At 69.8% G+C, this 21,443-nt stretch carries 18 protein-coding genes and 1 pseudogene; 10 read left to right on the plus strand and 9 right to left on the minus strand.

The window, feature by feature from the left end:
* Positions 1–175: 175 nt before the first annotated feature.
* From PV762_RS23650 to mmsB, 5 genes are all read left to right on the plus strand, one after another.
* The gene (locus tag PV762_RS23650; protein WP_421037446.1) at positions 176–1,684 is read left to right on the plus strand and encodes a CoA-acylating methylmalonate-semialdehyde dehydrogenase; all 1,509 of its coding nucleotides are present in this window, start codon (positions 176–178) and stop codon (positions 1,682–1,684) included.
* 15 nt (positions 1,685–1,699) lie between these two features.
* Positions 1,700–2,860 (plus strand): acyl-CoA dehydrogenase family protein, encoded by a 1,161-nt coding sequence (locus PV762_RS23655; RefSeq protein WP_421037447.1) that lies wholly within the window; start codon positions 1,700–1,702, stop codon positions 2,858–2,860.
* 46 nt (positions 2,861–2,906) lie between these two features.
* Positions 2,907–3,710, plus strand: a complete 804-nt coding sequence (locus PV762_RS23660) for an enoyl-CoA hydratase (RefSeq protein ID WP_421037448.1) — start codon at positions 2,907–2,909, stop codon at positions 3,708–3,710.
* 9 nt (positions 3,711–3,719) lie between these two features.
* Entirely contained in the window at positions 3,720–4,916 is a 1,197-nt protein-coding gene (locus tag PV762_RS23665; protein ID WP_421037449.1) for an enoyl-CoA hydratase/isomerase family protein, read from the plus strand.
* Positions 4,917–5,008: 92 nt separating this feature from the next.
* Positions 5,009–5,947, plus strand: a complete 939-nt coding sequence (mmsB, locus tag PV762_RS23670; RefSeq protein ID WP_421037450.1) for a 3-hydroxyisobutyrate dehydrogenase — start codon at positions 5,009–5,011, stop codon at positions 5,945–5,947.
* Between the two features lie 47 nt (positions 5,948–5,994).
* Here the strand turns inward: mmsB and PV762_RS23675 are convergent, their stop codons facing one another.
* Complete coding sequence (locus tag PV762_RS23675) at positions 5,995–8,319, minus strand: GAF domain-containing protein (RefSeq protein ID WP_421037451.1); 2,325 nt, start codon at positions 8,317–8,319, stop codon at positions 5,995–5,997.
* A gap of 115 nt (positions 8,320–8,434) precedes the next feature.
* Here PV762_RS23675 and PV762_RS23680 point away from each other — a divergent pair, with 115 nt between their 5' ends.
* From PV762_RS23680 to PV762_RS23690, 3 genes are all read left to right on the plus strand, one after another.
* Positions 8,435–8,680: a hypothetical protein gene (locus tag PV762_RS23680; protein ID WP_421037452.1), complete on the plus strand. Its 246-nt coding sequence runs from the start codon at positions 8,435–8,437 to the stop codon at positions 8,678–8,680.
* Positions 8,681–8,767: 87 nt separating this feature from the next.
* Positions 8,768–8,926 (plus strand): hypothetical protein, encoded by a 159-nt coding sequence (locus PV762_RS23685; protein WP_421037453.1) that lies wholly within the window; start codon positions 8,768–8,770, stop codon positions 8,924–8,926.
* Positions 8,927–9,282: 356 nt separating this feature from the next.
* Positions 9,283–9,882: a flavin reductase family protein gene (locus PV762_RS23690; RefSeq protein WP_421037454.1), complete on the plus strand. Its 600-nt coding sequence runs from the start codon at positions 9,283–9,285 to the stop codon at positions 9,880–9,882.
* A 72-nt stretch (positions 9,883–9,954) separates the two neighbouring features.
* Here the strand turns inward: PV762_RS23690 and PV762_RS23695 are convergent, their stop codons facing one another.
* Positions 9,955–11,550 (minus strand): chitinase, encoded by a 1,596-nt coding sequence (locus PV762_RS23695; RefSeq protein WP_421037455.1) that lies wholly within the window; start codon positions 11,548–11,550, stop codon positions 9,955–9,957.
* A gap of 369 nt (positions 11,551–11,919) precedes the next feature.
* On the opposite strand from PV762_RS23695, the pseudogene PV762_RS23700 reads away from it, so the two are divergent.
* Positions 11,920–12,273: pseudogene (locus PV762_RS23700) on the plus strand (DUF1428 domain-containing protein).
* A 19-nt stretch (positions 12,274–12,292) separates the two neighbouring features.
* Here PV762_RS23700 and PV762_RS23705 read toward each other — a convergent pair.
* From PV762_RS23705 to PV762_RS23725, 5 genes are all read right to left on the minus strand, one after another.
* The gene (locus PV762_RS23705) at positions 12,293–13,546 is read right to left on the minus strand and encodes a DEAD/DEAH box helicase (protein WP_421037456.1); all 1,254 of its coding nucleotides are present in this window, start codon (positions 13,544–13,546) and stop codon (positions 12,293–12,295) included.
* The gene (dbpA, locus tag PV762_RS23710) at positions 13,543–14,883 is read right to left on the minus strand and encodes an ATP-dependent RNA helicase DbpA (RefSeq protein ID WP_421037502.1); all 1,341 of its coding nucleotides are present in this window, start codon (positions 14,881–14,883) and stop codon (positions 13,543–13,545) included. The genes PV762_RS23705 and dbpA overlap by 4 nt, the downstream gene beginning before the upstream one ends.
* Before the next feature lie 104 nt (positions 14,884–14,987).
* Entirely contained in the window at positions 14,988–15,923 is a 936-nt protein-coding gene (locus tag PV762_RS23715) for an alpha/beta hydrolase family esterase (protein WP_421037457.1), read from the minus strand.
* Positions 15,924–16,090: 167 nt separating this feature from the next.
* On the minus strand, positions 16,091–16,486 hold the full coding sequence (locus PV762_RS23720) for a GFA family protein (RefSeq protein WP_421037458.1): 396 nt from the start codon (positions 16,484–16,486) through the stop codon (positions 16,091–16,093).
* Positions 16,487–16,548: 62 nt separating this feature from the next.
* Positions 16,549–16,956 carry an SRPBCC family protein gene (locus PV762_RS23725; protein ID WP_421037459.1) on the minus strand — a complete coding sequence of 136 codons (408 nt, stop codon included), beginning with the start codon at positions 16,954–16,956 and terminating at the stop codon, positions 16,549–16,551.
* A 135-nt stretch (positions 16,957–17,091) separates the two neighbouring features.
* Between PV762_RS23725 and PV762_RS23730 the strand changes: the two genes are divergently transcribed.
* On the plus strand, positions 17,092–18,015 hold the full coding sequence (locus PV762_RS23730; RefSeq protein ID WP_421037460.1) for a LysR substrate-binding domain-containing protein: 924 nt from the start codon (positions 17,092–17,094) through the stop codon (positions 18,013–18,015).
* Between the two features lie 4 nt (positions 18,016–18,019).
* On the opposite strand, the gene PV762_RS23735 is transcribed toward PV762_RS23730, so the two are convergent.
* Both PV762_RS23735 and PV762_RS23740 read right to left on the minus strand, forming a co-directional pair.
* Positions 18,020–19,897 carry a DUF885 domain-containing protein gene (locus PV762_RS23735; RefSeq protein ID WP_421037461.1) on the minus strand — a complete coding sequence of 626 codons (1,878 nt, stop codon included), beginning with the start codon at positions 19,895–19,897 and terminating at the stop codon, positions 18,020–18,022.
* Positions 19,898–20,104: 207 nt separating this feature from the next.
* Complete coding sequence (locus PV762_RS23740; protein WP_421037462.1) at positions 20,105–21,283, minus strand: NAD(P)/FAD-dependent oxidoreductase; 1,179 nt, start codon at positions 21,281–21,283, stop codon at positions 20,105–20,107.
* Positions 21,284–21,443: the final 160 nt, after the last annotated feature.

Genomic DNA, 21,443 nt, shown 5'->3' on the forward strand with positions numbered 1-21,443 from the left:
GCATTCGCTGATTTCACAGAATTCGTGTGGAGTGTTTTGCCTGGTCACCGCATCACAAGAGGAAGAGCTGGCGTCTTGCAAAGTGTGTGGATAGATTCTCTGTGAAATTCAACCCACCGTCGAGTGCGCCGCAGAACGGCTCGCCACGATGGCATCGAACGCTTGGAGACCGTGCATGAGCCGCGAAGACTTGCCCCGTATTCCGTTGTTGATCAACGGCGAATTCGTCCAGTCGCGCAGCACCGAGTGGCGCGACGTGATCAACCCAGCGACGCAGCAACGTCTGGCCCGCGTGCCGATGGCCACGCCCGATGAAGTCGAGGCCGCCATCGCCGCCGCGCACGACGCCTTCAAGACCTGGCGCAAGGTGCCCATCGGGCAGCGCGCGCGCATCTTCCTGAAGTACCAGCAGCTGATCCGCGACAACATCAAGTCGTTGGCCGCGACGCTGACCGCCGAGCAGGGCAAGACCCTCGCCGATGCCGAGGGCGACGTGTTCCGCGGCCTGGAGGTCGTCGAGCACGCGGCCAACATCGGCTCGCTGCAGATGGGCGAACGCGCCCACAACGTCGCCGGCGGCGTCGACACCTACACCCTGCTGCAGCCGCTGGGCGTGTGCGCCGGCATCACGCCGTTCAACTTCCCCGCGATGATCCCGCTATGGATGTTCCCCATGGCCATCGCCTGCGGCAACACCTTCGTGCTGAAGCCGTCCGAGCAGGACCCGATGGTGACAATGCGGCTCGTGGAACTGGCGCTCGAAGCCGGCATCCCGAAGGGCGTGCTCAACGTCGTGCACGGCGGCGAGGAGGTCGTCAACGCGCTGTGCGATCACGCCGACATCCGCGCCATCTCCTTCGTCGGATCGACGCGCGTGGGGACGCTGGTCCACGACCGCGCGGTGAAGGCAGGCAAGCGCGTGCAATGCATGATGGGGGCGAAGAACCACGCCGTCGTGCTGCCCGACGCGCACAAGGAGCAGACGCTCAACGCGCTCGCCGGCGCCGCGTTCGGCGCGGCGGGGCAGCGCTGCATGGCGGTGTCGGTCGCGGTGCTCGTCGGTGCCGCGCGGGAATGGCTGCCGGACCTGATCGCCAAGGCGAAGGGCCTGAGCGTGGGCGCCGGCGATTCGGCCACGACCGACGTCGGCCCGCTGATCTCCTGCGCCGCGCGTGACCGCGTGGAGAGCCTGATCGCCCGCGGCATCGAGGACGGCGCGACGCTGGCGCTCGACGGCCGGCTGCCGCCGCTCAGCGGCCAGTTGAAGGAAGGCAATTTCGTCGGGCCGACGATCTTCAGCGGCGTGAAGCCCGGCATGACGATCTACGACCAGGAGGTCTTCGGTCCGGTGCTGTGCGTCGCCGAAGCCGCGACGCTCGACGAGGCGATCGCGATGATCAATGCGAATCCGAACGGCAACGGGACCGCGCTGTTCACGCAGTCGGGCGCGGCCGCGCGCCGCTTCGAGGATGAGATCGACATCGGCCAGGTCGGCATCAACGTGCCCATCCCGGTGCCGGTGCCGCTGTTCTCGTTCACCGGCTCGCGCGCGTCCAAGCTCGGCGACCTCGGACCGTACGGCAAGCAGGTCGTCCTTTTCTACACGCAGACCAAGACCGTCACCGCGCGCTGGTTCGACGACGCCGCCACCGGCGGCGTCAACACGACGATCAGCCTCCAGTGAGCCGGTGAGCCGCTGATGGACTTCGAACTCGACGAGCAGCAGCGCGCCTTCCAGCAGGCGGCGCGCGACTTCGCCCGCGACGGGATGGCGCCGCACGCGGCGGCATGGGACGCGCAGTCGTTCTTCCCGCGCGAGACCTTGCGCCATGCGGGCGAACTGGGCTTCTGCGGGCTGTATGCGCCGGCGGAGCGCGGCGGGCTGGGCCTGCCCCGGCTGGACGCGACCATCGTGCTGGAAGAGCTGGCCGCCGCCTGCCCGTCGACCACCGCGTTCCTGAGCATCCACAACATGGCGGCGTGGATGGTGAGCACGTATGCGACGCCGGAGACCGCGCATCGATTCGGACCCGCGTTGTGCAGCGGGACGCAGCTCGCGTCGTACTGCCTGACCGAGCCCGGCGCGGGATCGGATGCCGCCTCGCTGCGCACGACCGCGCGCCGCGACGGCGACGGCTACGTGATCGACGGCAGCAAGGCCTTCATCTCCGGCGCGGGCGCGACCGACCTGCTGGTCGTCATGGCGCGCACCGGCGGCGCGGGCCCGGACGGAATCTCCGCGTTCCTGGTCGAGGGCGACTCGCCCGGCATCCAGTACGGCCGCAAGGAAGAGAAGATGGGCTGGAACAGCCAGCCCACCCGAGCCGTCGCCTTCGACGGCGTACGCGTGCCGGCGGCGCATCGGCTCGGCGAGGAGGGGCAGGGCTTCCGCATCGCGATGCAGGGGCTGGACGGCGGGCGCATCAACATCGCGACCTGCTCGGTCGGCGCGGCGCAGGGCGCGCTGGCCGCGGCGCAGCGCTACATGCACGAGCGGCACCAGTTCGGCCGCGCGCTCGCGGACATGCAGGTGCTGCAGTTCAAGCTCGCGGACATGGCGACGGAGCTGGTGGCGGCGCGGCAGATGGTGCGGCTGGCGGCGGCCAAGCTCGATGCGAAGTCGCCCGACGCGCAGGTGTACTGCGCGATGGCCAAGCGGTTGGCCACCGACATCGGCTTCAGCGTCTGCAACGAGGCGCTGCAGATCCACGGCGGCTACGGCTACATCCGCGAGTACCCGCTGGAACGCTTCCTGCGCGACGCGCGCGTGCATCAGATCCTCGAAGGCACCAACGAAATCATGCGCGTCATCGTCGCGAGACGGATGTTGCAGGACCAGGCGCCCGAAACCATTCGTTGACGTCGTCCTCCGACGTCTTCCATTCATCACTCTCATGCCAACACCCATGACTGACACCCACGACACGGCCGCGTCCTACGCCGGCCTGCGCCTGGAGCGCCGCGGCCACACGGCCGTCGTCACGCTGACGAATCCTCCCGCCCACACGTGGACCGCCGACAGCCTCGCGGCCTTGACGCGGCTGGTCGGCGATCTCAACCGCGATCGCGAGATCTACGCGCTGGTCATCACCGGCGACGGCGAGAAGTTCTTCAGCGCCGGCGCCGATCTGAAGCTGTTCGCCGACGGCGACAAGGGCGTCGCCGCGACGATGGCACGCCGCTTCGGCGAGGCCTTCGAAGCGCTCGCCGGATTCCGCGGCGTCAGCATCGCCGCGATCAACGGCTACGCGATGGGCGGCGGACTGGAATGCGCTCTCGCCTGCGACCTGCGCATCGCGGAGTCGCACGCGGTCATGGCGCTGCCCGAAGCGACCGTCGGCCTGCTGCCCTGCGCCGGCGGCACGCAATGGCTGAGCTGGACCATCGGCGAAAGCTGGGCCAAGCGCATGGTCCTGCTCGGCGAGCGCGTCGATGCCGAAACGGCCCTGCGCATCGGACTCGCCGACGAGCTGATGCCCAAGGGCGGCGCGCTGGCGAAGGCGCTGCAGTGGGCTGAGCGCGTGCAGGCGCAAAGCCCCACCAGCGTGACCGCGTGCAAGCGTCTCATCCAGGGCGCGCGCGCTGCGCCGCCGCAATCGCTGCTGGCGGCAGAACGCGAGGCCTTCATCGGCCTCTTCGAGACCGAAGACCAGCGCGAAGGCGTGCAGGCCTTCCTCGGCAAACGCAGCCCGCAGTGGCGCAACGCCTGAGGAGGTCCGATGACAGTCATCCAGAACACCACGCCGCAGTCGATCCGCGAGACGGGCCGAGATTCGCCGGTGAGCAGCGGCGACCACATCGACGCACCCGTGCTGTTCCGCACCGTGGTGACCGCCTCGGGCCACCGCTTCGGCCACGCCACGCTGAACGCGCCGGCCAGCCTGAATGCGCTGACCTTGACCATGGTCGATCTGCTCCAGTCGCAGCTGAGCGCCTGGGCCGACGATCCGCAGGTCGCGGGCGTGGTGCTCGACGGCAGCAGCGAGAAAGCCTTCTGCGCGGGCGGCGACGTGGTCGGTCTCTACCGCGCGATGCGCGCGGCCGGCCCTGGCAAGGTGCCGCACGAAGCCGCCGAATTCTTCGAGCGCGAGTATCGCCTCGACCACACCCTCCATCGGTTCCCCAAGCCGCTGCTCGTCTGGGGCCACGGCATCGTCATGGGCGGCGGCATCGGCCTGATGGCGGGCGCGTCGCACCGCGTCGTCACGCCGCGCAGCAGGCTGGCGATGCCGGAGATCACGCTGGGCCTCTACCCGGATGTCGGTGGGAGCTGGTTCCTCTCGCGGCTGCCGGGCCGGACGGGGCTGTTCCTCGCGCTCACCGGAGCGCCGCTGAATGCGGCGGACGCGCTCTGGGCCGGGCTGGCCGATCGCGCCGCGCGCGCCGAGGACCGCGGCGCCTTGCTCGAAGCCATCGCGCATGCGCGCTGGGACGGCGAACGCTCGGCCGATGCCGAGCGGCTCGACGACCTGCTGCGCGCATTGCCGTCCGCCGACCTCGCACCGAGTCAACTCGCGCCGCATCGCGATCGCATCGACGCCTTGATCGGACCGCACGACACGCTGGCGACGATGGCGCCTCGCCTGCGCTCGCTGGCCTGCGAGGGAGATGCGTGGCTGTCGACGGCGGGGGCGACGTTCCAGAAGGGCTCGCCGACGTCGGCTGCGCTCGCCATCGCCCTGCAGCGCCGCCTGCGACAGGCGTCGCTCGCCGAGGTGTTCCGCATGGAGTACCAGGCCTCCGTCGGCTGCTGCGTGTTCCCCGATTTCGCCGAGGGCGTGCGCGCGCTGCTGATCGACAAGGACAGGACGCCGCGCTGGCAGGGCGCCGCGCAGGACGAAGGCGGCGACGCGCATCTGGACGCGCTGCTCGCGCCGCGCTTCGCCGGCGCGCATCCGCTGGCCGATCTGCGCTGACCACGCCGGACATGCAACGACACGGAGACAAGACCATGAGCAACGCGACGAACGCAAGCGCGACGAACGCAAGCGCGACGAACGGAAATGCAATGGACGGAAATGCAACGGACGGAAACGCGACGGACGGGCACGCATCGGCCGCTGAACGCATCGCCTTCATCGGCCTCGGCCACATGGGCGGACCGATGGCGGCCAACCTCGTGAGGAACGGCTACGCGGTGGCTGCGTTCGATCTGAGCGAGGCGGCCCTCGCCGCCGCGCGCTCGGCGGGCGTCACCGTGGTGCCGTCCGCCGCGGCGGCCGTGGAGGGCGCTTCGGTGGTGATCGCCATGCTCCCCGCCAGCCGGCACGTCGAGTCGCTGTTCCTCGGCGAGGACGGCCTGCTTGCGCGCATCGCCGCCGGGGCGCTGGTGATCGACTGCAGCACCATCGCCCCGGCGAGCGCGCAGCGCGTCGCTGAAGCGGCGCAGGCGCGCGGGCTCGCGATGATCGATGCGCCGGTGTCCGGCGGCACGGCCGGCGCGGCCGCGGGGACCTTGACCTTCATCGTCGGCGGCGAGGCGGCCGCGCTGGAACGCGCCCGCCCCGTGCTCTCGGCGATGGGCAGGAACATCTTCCACATGGGCACCTCCGGCTCCGGCCAGGTCGCCAAGCTGTGCAACAACATGGCGCTCGGCGTGATCATGGCCGTCACCGGCGAGGCGCTGGCGCTCGGCGTGTCGCACGGACTCGATCCGCAGGCGCTGTCCGCGATGATGGCCGTCAGTACCGGCCGCAGCTGGGCCACCGAGGTCTGCAACCCCTGGCCTGGCGTGAAGCCGGAAGCGCCCGCGTCGCGCGGCTACACCGGCGGCTTCGGCAGCGACCTGATGCTCAAGGACCTCGGTCTGGCGGTCGAGGCCGCGCTGCAGGTCGGCGCGGCCGTGCCCCTCGGCGAGCTCGCGCGCAACCTCTACGCGCTCAACAGCCGCGCCGGCAGGGGCGGCCTGGACTTCTCGAGCGTGCAGCAATTGCTGATGAATCCCTGAGCGCGGGAGCCGCGTGAATCCGACGGTGTTCCGTCAGGCCGGGCGCGTCACCTGGCCTTGAGCGCGTCGGCGTTCGGCGACCGCGTCGAGACCGATGCCTGCGATGCCTGCGATGCGCTTGACGCCTCGAAGGCGCCGGAGGCGATCCGCATCAGGCTCGCCAGGTCCACCGGCTTCGTGAGGTGCGCGTCGAAGCCGGCCGCCTTCGCGCGCCGCTGGTCGTCTTCCTGACCCCAACCCGTCAACGCCACGATGTGCACGTCGTGGCCGATCTCCTCGCGCACGTGCCGGCACGCCTGGTAGCCGTCGATGCCCGGCAGGCCGATGTCGAGCAGCACCAGGCCGGGCGCGAAGGTCCGCACCTCGTCCACGATGCGCGTCGCGTCGTAGGCCACCCGGACCTCGCCGCCGCACATCGTCAGCAGCATGGCGACGCCGTCGGCGGCATCCTGGTTGTCGTCGACCACCAGCACCCGCAGGCCCGCCAGATCCGCGTCGCCGCCGCCGTCGTCACGGGCGGGCGCCGTCGCGACCGCGGAGGGCGTGCCCACCGGCAATCGGATGAGGAATTCGCTGCCGAGGCCGGCGCCGGGGCTGCTGGCCTCGATCGAGCCGCCGTGCAGCGCCATCAGGCTGCGCGAGAGCGCCAGGCCGATCCCCATGCCGCCATGCCGGGAGCTGTCGGATCGCACCTGCGTGAACAGGTCGAAGATGTTGGGCAGCATCTCCGCGGCGATGCCGACGCCGGAGTCGGCGATGCGCAGCCGCAGTTCCAGGCCTTGTCCGGAAGCGTCCGCCTCCACCCGCGAGCGGATCGTGATGCGGCCGCCGACCGCAGTGAATTTCACCGCGTTGTGAAGCACGTTCGAGATGACCTGCGACAGGCGCGTCGGATCGACGTCGAGCCGCCGCTCCGGATCGTCGAGCTCGACCAGCAGCTCGATCCCGCCCGTGGCGATCGGGCCGCGGTGCGCCTCGAGCGCGCTCTCCACCAGCGACTGCAGGCTGACCCATTCGCGCTTCAGCTGCACCTTGCCGGAGCTGATCCGCGACACGTCCAGCAGGTCGTCGATCAGATGGACCACCTGCGCGATCTGCCGCTCCATCATGGGCCGGACGCGCTCGATCAGCCTGACGTCGCCGGCGGCGCGCTTGATGACCTCGATGCCGCTGCGGATGGGCGCCAGCGGATTGCGCAGCTCGTGGGCCAGCACGGCGATGAACTCGTCCTTGCGCCGCGCTTCCTCGCGCAGGGCGCGTTCGCTGGTCATCAGCGCCTCCTGCACCTGGTGACGCTCGATCAGGTCGGCGGCCTGCCGGCCCAGCAGGTCGAGGAAACGGAGCTCGCGTTCGCTGAGATCCCGCGGCTCGGCCCAGTGCGTGGAGAGCATGCCGATCGGTCGGCCCGACCGGCTGAGCAGCGGCGTGGACTGCGCGCAGCGCACGCCGGCGTCCAGGTGCAGCCGGTTGGAACCGTCCGGATCGGGCGCGTCGGGATCGTCGAAGCGGAGGAACGACCGCCGCCCGCTCGACAGGGCGACGCTGCAGGGGGAGCCCGACGACGCCTCGACGGCGGAGAAGTGCGCCACCATCTCGGGGCTGAAGCCGCTGGTGGCGAGGAAGGTCAGGGTCTGGGAGGCGGGGTCCAGCAGCTGGAGGGTGCCCGCGTCGCCGTCCAGGATCTCGATCGCGGCGTCGAGGATCTCGCCGTAGAGGGCGGAGCCGCCGTCGCTGCCGATGAGCCGCGCGGCCACGTCGCGCAGCCGGCGGGTGTCGTTGAGCTCGCGGGTGATCACGCGTTCCACCTGGTCGCGCTCGCTCAGCAGCGCGGTGATGCGCTGGTTCTCCCATTCCAGCAGCTCGCGGGTGTCGGCGGCGGCGGCCAGCGCCGCCATCCGCTGCTCATCCAGATCCTGGGCGTCGAGCTGCGTGCCGATGAGCTTGGCGAAAAGCTCCAGCGTCTGCTGCAGCGCCGGGTCGCCGAGCTTCGCCGGCCGCGGATCGATCGCGCACAGCGTGCCGAAGAACATCCCGTCGGCGCGGAAGATCGGGATGGAGACGTAGCTCTCGAAGCCGTACTGCTTGGGCGTGGGATGGTCCCGGAACACCTCGTGGGCGCTTGCGCTGCCGAAGATCACGGGGCGGCCGTGCTGGCGGATCTCGTTGCAGATCGTCGAGACGAGCTCGAGCTCGTCGCCGGGCTTGAGCCCGAAGGCGATCTCGTCGCGGACGGCGCAGGCGGTCCAGCTCGTGTCGGTCACCCGGGCGACGGCGGTGAAACGCATCCCGGTGAGACGCGCCGTGGCGTCCAGGATGGTCGGCACGACGGCGATCCGGCCGATCGCGTCGATGTGCTGCTGTTGCGGACCCATAGGGAGCGAATGGTAGCGCTGACGCCGACACCATTCCCGCCGCCGGCGGCGATGGTCACCGATCAGCGCGTCGCCGACAGGTGGTCGACGAAGGCCTTCACCTTCGGCGGCACCCGTGCCCCGGCGGCCGCGGCGCGAGTCCCGTGCGCAGGAGCCGGGCGAAGCGCCTTCCGATGCCGATGGCGGCGCAGGGGAGGCGAAGCGCGAACCCATCTGGACGACGGAACGCCAGGGCGTCGACACCTTCATCCTCTACGCCCGCCGCGCCGGGCAGGCGGAAGACCGGCGCACCGGATTGGTTTTCCAGCGACGGGGCTTCGCCTCGTGGGTGCTGACGGAGATCCGGTTGCCGGAGCTCTGATGCCGAAGTTCTGATGTCAACGGGGACTTCCGCTCCTCAGACACCGCTTCGGATCGGCTGACGTCTCGCGCGCGAAGTCTGGACGTCGTGCCCAACCGCGGCCACCTGTTGCGCGGCGTGGGCGCGACCGTGGTCGGGACGGAACACTGCTTCTCCGGCGGCTTGGCAGACCCGCTGACGCGCCACGTGAAGAGCGATCAGCTCATCCGCGCGCAGTTGGCGCGGCAGGACGACGCGGTCCGCTGAAGACTCGGTCGAATCATATTTATCAGTTGAAGCGCTGACCGCAGCCGTCCCGGCTGCCGGATCGGAAATCCAAAAAAAATGGCCCGGCCACTCTCGTGGTCGGGCGCAATCGACTGATCGTCGACCCCGCTCAGGGAGGAAAAGCGGGGACGTGGACATCGCTGCAAAGCGGCATCAACGTGATACGAATTATGCATTTTTATCACTTCGAGTAAAGCAGGTGAAAGCAGCAAGGCGGTGTAGGCAAACGACCTACAGGCGCCGACCCCGGCGGGCGCGGCACGAGATCGCCGGTCACCACGGGACAGGGCGGCGAGGCAGGAGCGTCAAGCGGTTCAGGGACAGATACTCACGCCATGCACACCTACGACCCGAGCGCCCCCAACCTTCCGCACAACCCGTTCAACGCCATCGTCGGACCTCGCCCCATCGGATGGATGTCGACGAAGAGCCAGGCCGGCGTCGTGAATCTGGCGCCGTACAGCTTCTTCACGGCGTTGAACTACACGCCGCCCATCATCGGGTTCTCCAGCATCGGCCGGAAGGACTCGCTGAGGAACGTCGAGGAGACCGGCGAGTTCGTCTGGAATCTCGCCACGCGCGAGCTCGCGGAAGCCATGAACGCGACCTGTGCGCGGGTCCCTCACGGCGTCAACGAATTCGAGCTCGCGAAGCTGACCGAGGTCGCGTCCGTCAGGGTGGCGCCGCCACGCGTCGGCGAGAGCCCCGTCGCCTTCGAATGCAAGGTGTCCCAGATCGTCCGGTTGACGTCCAAGGACGATGAGCCCGTCGACACCTGGATGATCCTGGGTCAGGTCTTGCTCATGCACATCTCGCCGGCCTTGTTGAAGGACGGCGTGTTCGACACCGCCGCCGCCGGGTTGATCCTGCGGGGCGGCGGCGCCGGCGACTACTTCGAGCTGGGTCACAGGTTCTTCATGGCCCGGCCGGACTGAGCGGCGCATCGCCGCCGCAGTCTCCGACGGAAGGGCCGGCCTCCCGGCCGGCCTCCTCGCTTCCGTCCGCGCTCAGGGCAGGGCGTTGAGCGACGCCCTCACGCCGGTCGAGAAGCCCTTGCCGTCATGGCTGTCCCAGTTGATCGACCACGTCATCACGCCGCGGAAGGTCGGATAGGCCTGCGCCGGCTTGATCGCGCCGCATTGCGACAGCTTCGTCAGGCAGTTGAGCGCCGCCGTGATCGTCGCCACGCTGGCCTGGCCGCTGTTGGCCGACGACGGGCCCGACGGCAGTCCGAACGCCACCTGGTCCGGCCGCAGCCCGCGGAACACGAAGGGCCCGGTGCCGTTGTTGGTCGTGAAGCCCTCGATCAGCATCCGGCTGGTGGCCACCAGCATGTCGACGCTGCCCTCGGCCAGGCCTTGCGTCGCGTACGGCGTGTAGACGGCGCCGTTGTTGTAGTACTGGACGTGCAGCACGTTCAGCTCGTCGCGCAGGCCGTCGATGATGGGCAGATAGGCGCCCCAGATGCCGCTGTAGGCGACGAAACCGCCCTGCACGTACGGATGCTCCGGCGCCATCGACAGGTAGAAGCCGCTGCCGATGCGCTGCTTGAGCTGCTTCACCGCGCTGACCAGGTTGGCCTGCACCGGCGCGCCCGAGGTGACGCCGGCGCCGCTCTCCAGGTCGATGTCGATGCCGTCGAAGCCGTAGCGCTTCATGATGGCCTCGACGCTGTTGACGAAGTTGGTCACCTGCGACGCGTTGTTCAGCGTCACCGTACCGTTCTGGCCGCCGAAGGACAGCACGACCTTCTTGCCCTTGGACCGCGCGGCCGCGACGTCCGCGATGAAGCGGGCCTCGCCGCCGGCGCTCGGATCCAGGTTGAAGGCGATGCTGCCGTTGCCGGCGTCATCCGCGAAGGCGACGACGATCACGTCGTAGTCGGCGGAGACCTGGCTGATCGGGAAGGTCGGGCCGGCCGGGTTGGTGAAGTTGTGCCAGTAGCCGATCAACTGGTGCTTGCCGGGCGCCGGTGCCGGACCGGGCGACGGGGCCGGCGTGGGCGCGGGGCCGGGGGCCGGTGATGGTGTCGGTGCGGGCGCGGGCGTCGGTGTCGGCGCAGGAGACGGCGCGGGCGGCGTCGTGCCGCCGTAGACCGTCCACGGCTTGCCGGTGCCGACGGGGCCGCTCTGCGTGGCCGGGTTGTCACCCTGCGTCCACCAGTTGGCGCGGTAGATCACGCCCTGGTAGCTGACGATCGCGCCGCCCGAGTAGGCGGTGGCGGCATTCCAGGCGCCCTGCGGCGCGGGGGCCGGGGACGGTGCCGGCGTGGGGGCCGGTGCGGGACTGGGCGACGGGCTCGGCGTGGGCGCTGGCGACGGTGCGGGCGAGGGCGCCGGGCCGTTGGCGGGGCCGACCAGCGTCCACAGGGACGCGTTGGTCGGGTTCCAGCCGGTGCTGGCGTAGTCGGTCTGGTTGACGGTCGCGCGGTAGAGCTGGCCGTTGTAGCTCACGACCGTGCCGGCCGTGTAGTAGACGTCGGGCTTCCAGGCCGCGGCGGTCTGCGCGACCGCCTGGAAGGTGAGCGCGGCGGCGCCGAGGGCGACGATCAGTCGCAGCGGCGCGGACGTCGCGGAAGTGGGGCGTCGAACGGAAAGGGTCATGGCAGGGTTCCCAGATGTGAGGCCGTAGCGGGTCCCGTGCCCGCACCAAAGCCGCCGAGGGTCCATGCGTGGGATCCTCCGGCGGGCCGCGGGGTCAATGGATCTGAATTGGTATTAATCCAGTCTGAAATTGTTACCACCGCTTGGATACCACTTTCCGAAATCTGGTCGATGCGGCGCAGCGGGAAAACCCGCATCGTGGTGACAAGGCGTGTGGCCGGAAGCCTGGACACCGGGGCCTGGACCGACCTCGTCACAAATAGGGCATCCGCGAGCCAAGCCGCCCGCTCCTATCCTGTCGATGCGGCCCTGTCTCAGCCGTCGTGCAAGGGGGCGGCCGCGAGCCGCGCCGACAACCGGAGAACCGCAATGGACTACGTGGATGGATTCGTGATCGCCGTGCCGACCGCCAAGCGCGAGGCCTATCGCCAGCTGGCGCAGGACGCCTCGGCGGTGTTCAAGGACCACGGCGCGCTCAGCGTCGTCGAGTGCTGAAGCGACGACGTGCCCGAGGGCAAGGTGACCTCGTTCCCGATGGCCGTGCAGCGCAAGCCGGACGAGACGGTGGTCTTCTCGTGGATCGTCTGGCCGTCGCGCCAGGTGCGCGACGAAGGGATGAAGAAGGCGATGGAAGACCCGCGCATGAACCACGATCCGAAGAACATGCCCTTCGACGGTCAGCGCATGATCTTCGGCGGCTTCGAGGTCATCGTCGACGCCTGAGCGTCGGCCGCCCGGCCGATCATTTCCTCGCCGCGGCCTCTGCGGCCGCCGCGCGCAGCTTGTCCTTCTTGCTTGGCCGGCGGCCCTTGACGCCGCCGGTCGCGGCCTCGGGCGAGGCCGTCTCGGTCGGCTCGAAGCCGGCGATCCGCTCGCGCTCGACCCGCCGCCCCTGGCGCTTCTCGATCAGGCGGAAGTGCGACTCCGTGGCCGCGCTGATGAAGCTCACCGCGAGCCCGCTCGCGCCGGCGCGCGCGGTGCGGCCGATGCGGTGCGTGTAGTCGTCCGCGGCGCGCGGCAGGTCATAGTTCACCACCACCGGCAGCCGCGCGATGTCGATGCCGCGCGCGCCCAGGTCGGTGGCGACCAGCACCCGGATCCGGCCCGCCTTGAAGTCCGCCAGCGTGCGCGTGCGCGCGCCCTGGCTGGCGTCGCCGTGGAAGGCCGCGGCCTCCAGGCCGTTGCGACGCAGCTTGTCGGCCACGTGATCGCAGGCGTAGCGCGTCGCCACGAAGACCAGCACGCGCGACCACTCGCCCTGCTCGATCATGTGACGCAGCAGCGGCGTGCGCTTCGCGGCGTCGACCTCGACCGCGTGCTCCTCGATCTGGCCCTCGGTCGCCGGCTCGCCGGTGACGTCGATGCGCACCGGATCGTGCAGCAGTTGCGCGGTCAGGGATTGCACCGCCTCCGGGAAGGTGGCGGAGAACAGCAGGTTCTGCCGGCGGCGCGGCAGCAGCGCCAGCACCCGCGTCACCTCGTCGGCGAAGCCGCCGTCGAGCAGGCGATCGGCCTCGTCCAGCACCAGACAGTCGATGGCGGAGAGCTTCAGCGCGTTGTGCTCGACGATGTCGAGCAGCCGGCCCGGCGTCGCGACGACCACGTCCGCGCCGCCGCGCAGGGCCATCATCTGCGGGTTGATCGACACGCCGCCGTAGAGGACCGAGACCTTCAGCGGGTCGTTGAGGAAACGGCCGACCTGGATCATGGCCTCGCCCACCTGGGCGGCCAGCTCACGGGTCGGCACGAGCACCAGCACGTGCGTGCGGCGCAGCGCCGGCCGGATGGCGGCGTCGATGCGCTGCAGCAGCGGGAAGACGTAAGCGGCCGTCTTGCCGGAACCGGTCGCGGCCGAGCCCAGCACGTCGCGTCCCGCCAGCACGGGCGGGATGGCGGCGGCCTGGATGGGCGTGGGCACGTCGTAGCCGAGTTCATCGGCGGCACGGAGGATCCGGGTCGACAGGCCCAGCGCCGCGAAGCCGTCCGCGGCGCTCATAGCAGGCGCACCTTCACCGACTTGCCCTTGACCTTGCCGGCGTTGAGCTTGCGCAGCGCCTGCTCGGCGATGCCGCGCTCGACGGCGACGTAGGTCGAGAACTCGTTGACGTTGATCTTGCCGATCTGCGCGCCCTCGAAGCCGAGGTCCTTGGTCAGCGCGCCCATCACGTCGCCCGGTCGGATCTTCTCCTTGCGGCCGCCGAGGATCTGCAGCGTGGCCATCGGCGGATGCAGCGGCTCGGCGCCGGGTTCGGTGGTGAGCTCGGTCAGCGGATGCCACGGCGTCACCGTGCCCTGCATCTGGTCGATGCGGCCGACGCGGCCCATCTCGTCGAGACTGGCGAGGCTGAACGCCCAGCCTTCCTCGTCCGCGCGGCCGGTCCGGCCGACGCGGTGCACGTGCACTTCGGGGTCAGGCGTGATGTCGACGTTGATCACGGCTTCCAGCTGCGCGATGTCCAGCCCGCGCGCCGCGACGTCGGTCGCCACCAGCACGCTGCAGCTGCGGTTGGCGAACTGCACCAGCACCTGATCGCGGTCGCGCTGGTCGAGGTCGCCGTGCAATTCCAGCGCGACGATGCCCTCGGCCTGCAGCACGGCGACGAGGTCGCGGCACTGCTGCTTGGTGTTGCAGAACGCCAGCGTGCTGGCCGGCCGGAAGTGGTTGAGCAGCAGGCCCACGGCATGCAGGCGCTCGTGCTCCTTGACCTCGTAGAAGCGCTGGCGGATCTTGCCGGCCGCGTGCTTCTCCTTGAGCGTCACTTCCTGCGGCGCGCGCATGAAGCGCGTCGCGATGGACTTCACGCCGTCCGGGTAGGTGGCCGAGAACATCAGGGTCTGGCGCGTCTTCGGGCAATGGGCGATCACCTGCGCGATGTCTTCCGCGAAGCCCATGTCGAGCATGCGGTCGGCCTCGTCCAGCACCAGCGTGTTCAGCGCCTCCAGCGTGAGCGTCTCGCGCTGCAGGTGGTCCAGGATGCGGCCCGGCGTGCCCACCACGATGTGCGCGCCGTGGGACAGGCTCGCCAGCTGGTTGCGGATCGGGGCGCCGCCGCACAGCGTCAGGATCTTGATGTTGTCCTCGGCGCGCGCCAGGCGGCGGATCTCCTGCGTGACCTGTTCGGCGAGCTCGCGCGTCGGGCACAGCACCAGCGCCTGCACGGCGAAGCGGCGCGGATTCAGGTTGGTCAGCAGCGGCAGCGAGAACGCGGCCGTCTTGCCGCTGCCGGTCTTGGCCTGCGCGATCAGGTCCTTGCCGGCCAGGGCGAGCGGCAGGCTGGCGGCCTGGATGGGCGTCATCGAGAGGTAGCCCAGCTGCTGCAGATTCGCCCGCATCTGGGGCGGCAGGGGCAGGGTGTCGAAGGAGGTGGCGCTAGGCGCCGCCGGCGGCTGCGAGGCAGCAGGTGCCGCGGGCGCGGCGCCGGTGGGATCGGTGCGGGTCATGCACGATTGTCGCCCAGCGGGTGTGCCATGAAGAAACACAGCATCTGATCGCTGGCATCGGGCCCCAGCCAGTCGGTGTACGAGCCGGTCTGTTCGCCGCCGGACCAGCCGTGTCCGCCGCCTTCGATCAGCCAGAGCTCGGCGTGCACGCGCCCCTGCGGCGTCACGTGCGCGCGGCGTGTGTAGGCCCGGGTGCCCTCGCGACCGTTCTCGACGCGCTGGACCCCGGCCACGCCGGCGGTGGCGTCGGCGTAGACGCGCTCGCCGTTGAGCGGATGCACCGTCATGTCGCGCGTGCCGTGGAAGACGATGGTCGGCGTGGGGCGGACGGCGTCGGCCGCCGAATCGGCCGTCGCGGCGCTTGTCGTGCTCGCCGCGGACGGACGCGCGGACTGTCCGCTGCGCATCATCGCCATCGCGCCGTTCGCGTCGTCGACGGCGCCATGTGGCAGGCCGGAATGCACGCCGACGGCGGCGAAGAGTTCCGGATAGGCGCGTCCGACGATGACCGCCATCGCGCCGCCCGCCGAGAGGCCCGCGATGTAGACGCGCTGGGTGTCGACGCGGTGGCTGGCCATGATTTCCTGCGTCAGCGCGGCGATCAGCGCGGGCTCGCCGCGGCCGCGCTCCTGGTGGTTCGTCTTGAACCAGTTCCAGCAGCCCTGCGGATTCGCCTGCGTCGACTGCGCCGGATAGAGCACCAGCCAGCCGTTGCGGCGGGCCATCTCGTTCATGCGGGTGCCGGCGGCGAAGTCGTCGGGATCCTGGCCGCAGCCGTGCAGCATCACCAGCAGCGGACGCGGTTCGTCGTCGTCGCCGGGCGGGACGTAGAGCTGATAGTCGATGGAAACGCGGCCTTGCACGGACGTGCTGCGGAGGAACCGTTCTGCGAGCGTGCCGCTCTCAGGGTCGAGCGGGAGGTCGATGAGCATTCGGAGGCCGATGGCGCCGGCGGCGCGTGTGTCAGTGCGGCGATTGAAGCACGGATCCCCGTTCGGCTGCATGAAGGTTTGCGATACCCGTGCGGGTGGGGTCGCAACTGCACCGCGCGGGTGCGGCCCGAGGCGGTTCGATGCGGTGCAATGCGGTGCAATGCGAGTCAAGGCGCCTCGGAGCGGCTCTCGGTATCGCGATCGCGTTCGTAACGCCGGCTGGACGGGAAGGGGGGCAACCAGTGCTCGCGGCGGACGGTCCACAGCTCGTAGGTCGGCTGGAACCGATCCGGCGCATCCAGCGCGCCGAGGTGCACCTCGATCTCGTCGCCGCTGCGCGAGAACACGGACGAGCCGCAGCGCGGGCAGAAGTGCCGGCCACGGAACTCGTTCGTCGCGCCCGTGACGGTTACTGCGTCCTGCGGAAAGATCGCCGACGCATGAAAGAGCGCGCCGTGATGCTTGCGGCAGTCGAGGCAATGACAGACGCCGACCCGGTCGGGACGGCCGGTCGCTACGAGGCGGATGTCGCCGCAGAGGCAGCCGCCGGTGACTCGGTCCATGGGATCGCCTCCTCGTGCCGTGGCAGCGGAACAACCCTCTCGCTCGGAGGACACGTCGCACCTCAGTCCTTGCGCTTCTCCACCAAGGCCTTGAGCGTGGTCAGATCGCGGGCGACATGCGCCGCGTCGCTCTCGAAGGCTTCGTCGGGCACGTCAGGCATGCGCAGCAGCACGAAGGCGACCACGCAGCCGTCGCCCGACGGCGTCACCCGCATCGCGTTGTGGAAGCGCTGGCCGTCGGGCAGCGTCACGTCGTGGTCGAGCACGCGGAATGCATTGCGCGGCGCCAGCTCGACGCGGATGCGGCCCATCGGCGATTCGGCGAACCAGCCGTCGGCCTCCTGCCGGATGCCCGTGGCGAGTCCCGACGCCCACAGCGGCAGCCGCTCCGGCGCACAGGCGAAGTCGTAGACCGTGTCGGCGTCGACATCGATCGTCTCGGAAATCACACGGGCGGGATGAGTGGTCATGGAAGTCTCCTTTGAGGACGAGCCGGACGAGGGCCATGGTTTCCCGTCGAAAGGAGCAAGGCAAGTGCCAGCCCCCGTCACCGTGGGCGGCACCCCTCACAATGCTCGTCCGGCATCTCCCCATCCTCGGACCTCATGGATCGATTCGACGCGCTGCAGGCCTTCGCCCGCGTGGTGGAAGCGGGCAGCTTCACCAAGGCGGCGCAGACGCTGCACATGAGCAAGACCACCGTGACGCAGCTGGTGCAGCAGCTGGAGGCGCGCCTGCGCGTGAAGCTGCTGCACCGGACGACGCGCCAGGTCCGTGTGACGCCCGACGGCGCGGCTTACTACGAGCGCGTCGTGCGGGTGCTGGCGGAGCTCGACGACGCGGACACCGCGCTGTCGGATGCCACCAGCACGCCGCGCGGCCGGCTGCGCGTGGACGTGCCGAGCCCCTTCGCGCGCATGGTGCTGATGCCGGCGCTGCCCGACTTTCATGCGCGGCATCCGGAGATCCAGCTCGACATGGGCGTCAGCGATCGCATGGTCGATGTGATCGGCGACAACGTCGACGCCGTGCTGCGCGGCGGCGAGGTCACCGTGCCCTCGCTGATCGCGCGGCGGGTCGGCGACCTTCAGCTCGGCGTCTTCGCGTCGCCGCATTACCTGGCGGCGGCGGGCACTCCGACGCATCCGGCCGACATCGAGGAGCCGAACCACCGCATCGTCGGTTTCCTGCGCGCCAGCAAGGGCACGGTGATGTCCATCGAGATGCGCCGCGGCGAGGAAGCCATCGAGGTGCGCGGTCGCTACGTCGTCGCGGCCGACGACGGCAACGCCTATCTGGCCGCGGGGCTCGCCGGGATGGGCGTGCTCTGGCTGCCGCGCTACATGGCCGATCCGCATGTGGCGAGCGGCGAGCTCGTTCCGCTGTTCACCGAGTGGGCGATGGATCCGATGCCGATGTACCTCGCGTATCCACCCAACCGGCACGTCAGCGCGAAGTTGCGCGTGTTCATGGACTGGATCGAGGAACTGATGGCCCGCCACGCCCCGATGGTCGCGCGGCGGGCGTGAGGACTCAGGGCGCGGCGGTGGCCGATCCCGAACCCGCGCCGCGGCGGCTGTCGATCCACGTGTCGACCACCTCTTCCAGCACGGTCAGCGGCACGTCCCCGGTCAGCAGCACGACGTTGTGGAACTGCTTGATCTCGAAGCGCTCGCCCAGCTGCTGGCGCGCCTTCTCGCGCAGCGCCTCGATGCGCAGACGACCGAGCATGTACGCGCAGGCCTGGCCCGGCCAGGTGACGTAGCGGTCGACCTCCTGCGGCGAGATGCCGTAGTCGATCGCCTGCTGTCGCGTCCACTTCATCGCATGCAGGCCGGTGTCGACGACGAGGCGACGGGCCCGGAACAGGGCCCCGTAGAGCTGGCCGAGGTGGCCGACCGGGTCGCCGTCGTACCAGCCGTTCTCGACCGCCAGCTGCTCCGAGTAAAGCGCCCAGCCCTCCACGTAGGCCGAACCGGCGGAGAACGCCTGGCGGCGGCGGAAGTAGGGCAGGTCCTTCGCCTCCATCTGGATCGCGAGCTGGAAGTGATGGCCCGGGATCGCCTCGTGGTGCACCAGCGTCCGCATGTCGGCGATCTCGTAGGTCGGTCCGGCGAGCGGTGCCCAGAACACGCCCGGCTGCGAACCGTCCGGCGCAGGTGTCGTGTAGTGCGCGGCGGCGGTGGGCTCGGTCAGCGCGGGCTCGCGGCGGACCTCGACGGGCGCCTTCGGCATCACGTCGAAGATCAGGCGTGCGCGCTTCTCGGCGTCACGCAGGTAAGTGGTGTAGCGATCCAGCAGCTCGGTCTGCGGCGCGGCGCCCGTGGGCTGCCGGTCGGCATCCATCTTGCGGAAGCGCTGCTCGATCGTGCCCTCGGCATACCCGAGCGGCCGCAGCAGGCCGTCCATCTCTGCTTCGATGCGGGCGACCTGCTTCAGGCCGATCGCGTGGATCTCGGCCGGCGTGAGCTCGGTCGTGGTGTTGGCCCGCAGGCGCGCGGCGTAGAACTTGTCGCCGTCGGGCAGGCGCCAGACGCCGGCGTCGTCGGTGGTCAGCGGCAACTGGGCGCGCATCAGCGCCAGGCCGCGTTTCCACGCGGGGACGATGGACTTCGCGACGAGGGTCTCGGCCCGCGCGCGAGCCCGCTTGCGGGCGCCCTCGTTCATGTCGGCCAGGCCGGCCATGCGCTCGGTCAGCGAGAGCACCAGCGGGTTGCTGGCGGGCGGCGCACCCACGAACTGCTCGATCTGTCCGATCGTGGTTGCCGTGATGAAGCGCGGCATCAGCACGCCCTTGGCCTGCGCGGCGCGGGCGCGGACGATGCCCTGGTCCATCAGCGCCGCGAGGCCTTCCATCCGCTTCAGGAAGCTGCGCACGTCGCGCGCGCCGCGCATCGGGTGCTCCTGGACGAGGAAGGTGATCGGACCGACGTGCACGCCGGCCATGTGCTCGAAGACGTAGTGGTGGTCGAGGAAGGCCGCCTCCGCCACGTCCTGCTGCAGCGACCACGCCACCAGCGCGGCGGAGGTGCGCTGCGTCGGCGTCAGCGCCTCGTGCGGGAATCGGGCGAGCTCGATCAGCGCCTGACGGTCGCGGGCGAGGTCGGCGAGCGCGGAGGCGCGCGAGAAGTCGTCCCATTGGCCGTCGAGCCGGTCCTGCGTCGGGCCCTCGAAGTACTGCATGCGCGTCGCATGCTCGGGCTGGCTCTTCATGCGCGCGGCGGCGACGCGCTCTGCCCAGGTGTCGAAGTCGGCGGCGGTGGTCGGCGCTTTTGCAGTTTCCGCGGTCGCGGCAGCGACCGGCGTGGCGCTCAGCGCCGGCACGGTGGCGACCAGGCCACCGAGTCCAGCCGCAAGGAGTGTCCGACGCCGCAAGGTCGGCGCGGATTTGGAAAGGGTCGTCTTCGTCATGTGCTCTCCCGGGTCGACGAGGGGTCGACGAGGGGTCGATTGGAACGGGAGGCAGGGTAACCGGCTATTCGTCACTCCCCGGGGAGCACGGTGCGGCGTTACTCGCCGCTGAACTCGTGATCGGCGAACTCGGCGCGATTCCACTTGATCAGGGTCTTGAGCTTCGCGTCGGCGGCGACGGTGGGTGCCGGCGACGGAATCAGCCGTTCACACGAACTGCGCCGCCGCGTTGGCCGACGCCCATGCCCATTGGAAGTTGAAGCCCCCCAGATGGCCGGTGACGTCCAGCACTTCGCCGATGAAGTACAGCCCGGGGGACTTCAGCGATTCCATCGTCTTTGACGACACCTCCTTGGTGTCGACGCCGCCCAGCGTGACCTCCGCCGTGCGGTAGCCCTCGGTGCCCGCAGGCACGACCTGCCACGCCGACAGGCGCTCGGCGATCTGCTGCAGCTCCGCATGCGTGTACTGCTTGACCGGCTTGGACACGAACCACTGCTCGCCGATCAGCGTCGCCATCTTCTTCGTGAACAGCTCAGCCAGCAGCGTCTTGAGCTCCGCATTGGGGCGGTCGTTCCGCTGCTGCGCGAGCCAATCCGGGACGTCGAGGTCGGGCAGCAGGTTGATCTCCACCGCCTGGCCCGGTTGCCAGTACGACGAGATCTGCAGGATCGCCGGCCCGCTCAGGCCGCGATGCGTGAACAGGATGTTCTCGCGGAAGCTCTTGCCGTTGCAGCTGACCAGGCAGTCGACCGAGGTCCCGCTGAGCTCGTTGCACAGGTCCTTGAGCTGGTCCGTGATCGTGAACGGCACCAGCCCGGCGCGCGTCGGCAGCAGCGTGTGGCCGAACTGCTTCGCGACCTGGTAGCCGAATCCGGTCGCGCCCATCGTCGGGATGGACAGCCCGCCGGTGGCGATCACCAGCGACTGGCAGCGCATCGGTCCCGCGGTGGTCGCGAGCGCATATCCGCTCTCGGTCTTCTCGATGGACTCGACGGTGGTGTCCAGCATCGGTACCACGCCGACCTCCGCGCACTCGGCGAGCAGCATGCGCAGGATGTCGATGGACTTGTTGTCACAGAACAGCTGGCCGAGCTTCTTCTCGTGGTGCGGGATCTGATGCTTGTTGACCAGCGCGATGAAATCCCACTGCGTGTAGCGCGCCAGCGCCGACTTGCAGAAGTGCTTGTTCTCCGAGAGGAAGTTGGCCGGCTCGGTGTACAGGTTGGTGAAGTTGCAGTTGCCGCCGCCGGACATGAGGATCTTCTTGCCGGCCTTGTTGGCGTGGTCCACGAGCAGCACGCGGCGGCCGCGCTGGCCGGCCAGCGCGGCGCACATCAGGCCCGCGGCCCCCGCGCCTATGATCACGACATCGGTGTCCTGCACGTCCACAACTGCTTCCCTTCGACCCTTGACTTCCACGCTTGGCGCCCGCTCGCACCGAGCGGAGCGCTGCGGGCGATGGGCGCGGGACTTTAACGCATCACACTCCCCCGCACTGCCACCGCGGCCAGCACCGCCGGCCCTCACCCCCCGCCCGCTCCCG

Source organism: Mitsuaria sp. CC2 (assembly GCF_048957715.1).
Taxonomy (GTDB): Bacteria; Pseudomonadota; Gammaproteobacteria; order Burkholderiales; family Burkholderiaceae_C; genus Roseateles.

Excerpts from the sequence above, each read along its gene's own strand:
- dbpA (WP_421037502.1), bottom strand. The coding sequence starts at position 14,883 with ATGCGGGCGAATCTGCAGCAGCTGGGCTACCTCTCGATGACGCCCATC.
- PV762_RS23650 (WP_421037446.1), top strand. The coding sequence starts at position 176 with ATGAGCCGCGAAGACTTGCCCCGTATTCCGTTGTTGATCAACGGCGAA.
- PV762_RS23660 (WP_421037448.1), top strand. The coding sequence starts at position 2,907 with ATGACTGACACCCACGACACGGCCGCGTCCTACGCCGGCCTGCGCCTG.
- PV762_RS23735 (WP_421037461.1), bottom strand. The coding sequence starts at position 19,897 with ATGACGAAGACGACCCTTTCCAAATCCGCGCCGACCTTGCGGCGTCGG.
- PV762_RS23665 (WP_421037449.1), top strand. The coding sequence starts at position 3,720 with ATGACAGTCATCCAGAACACCACGCCGCAGTCGATCCGCGAGACGGGC.
- mmsB (WP_421037450.1), top strand. The coding sequence starts at position 5,009 with ATGGACGGAAATGCAACGGACGGAAACGCGACGGACGGGCACGCATCG.
- PV762_RS23675 (WP_421037451.1), bottom strand. The coding sequence starts at position 8,319 with ATGGGTCCGCAACAGCAGCACATCGACGCGATCGGCCGGATCGCCGTC.
- PV762_RS23720 (WP_421037458.1), bottom strand. The coding sequence starts at position 16,486 with ATGGACCGAGTCACCGGCGGCTGCCTCTGCGGCGACATCCGCCTCGTA.
- PV762_RS23655 (WP_421037447.1), top strand. The coding sequence starts at position 1,700 with ATGGACTTCGAACTCGACGAGCAGCAGCGCGCCTTCCAGCAGGCGGCG.
- PV762_RS23695 (WP_421037455.1), bottom strand. The coding sequence starts at position 11,550 with ATGACCCTTTCCGTTCGACGCCCCACTTCCGCGACGTCCGCGCCGCTG.
- PV762_RS23705 (WP_421037456.1), bottom strand. The coding sequence starts at position 13,546 with ATGAGCGCCGCGGACGGCTTCGCGGCGCTGGGCCTGTCGACCCGGATC.
- PV762_RS23730 (WP_421037460.1), top strand. The coding sequence starts at position 17,092 with ATGGATCGATTCGACGCGCTGCAGGCCTTCGCCCGCGTGGTGGAAGCG.
- PV762_RS23715 (WP_421037457.1), bottom strand. The coding sequence starts at position 15,923 with ATGCTCATCGACCTCCCGCTCGACCCTGAGAGCGGCACGCTCGCAGAA.
- PV762_RS23725 (WP_421037459.1), bottom strand. The coding sequence starts at position 16,956 with ATGACCACTCATCCCGCCCGTGTGATTTCCGAGACGATCGATGTCGAC.
- PV762_RS23690 (WP_421037454.1), top strand. The coding sequence starts at position 9,283 with ATGCACACCTACGACCCGAGCGCCCCCAACCTTCCGCACAACCCGTTC.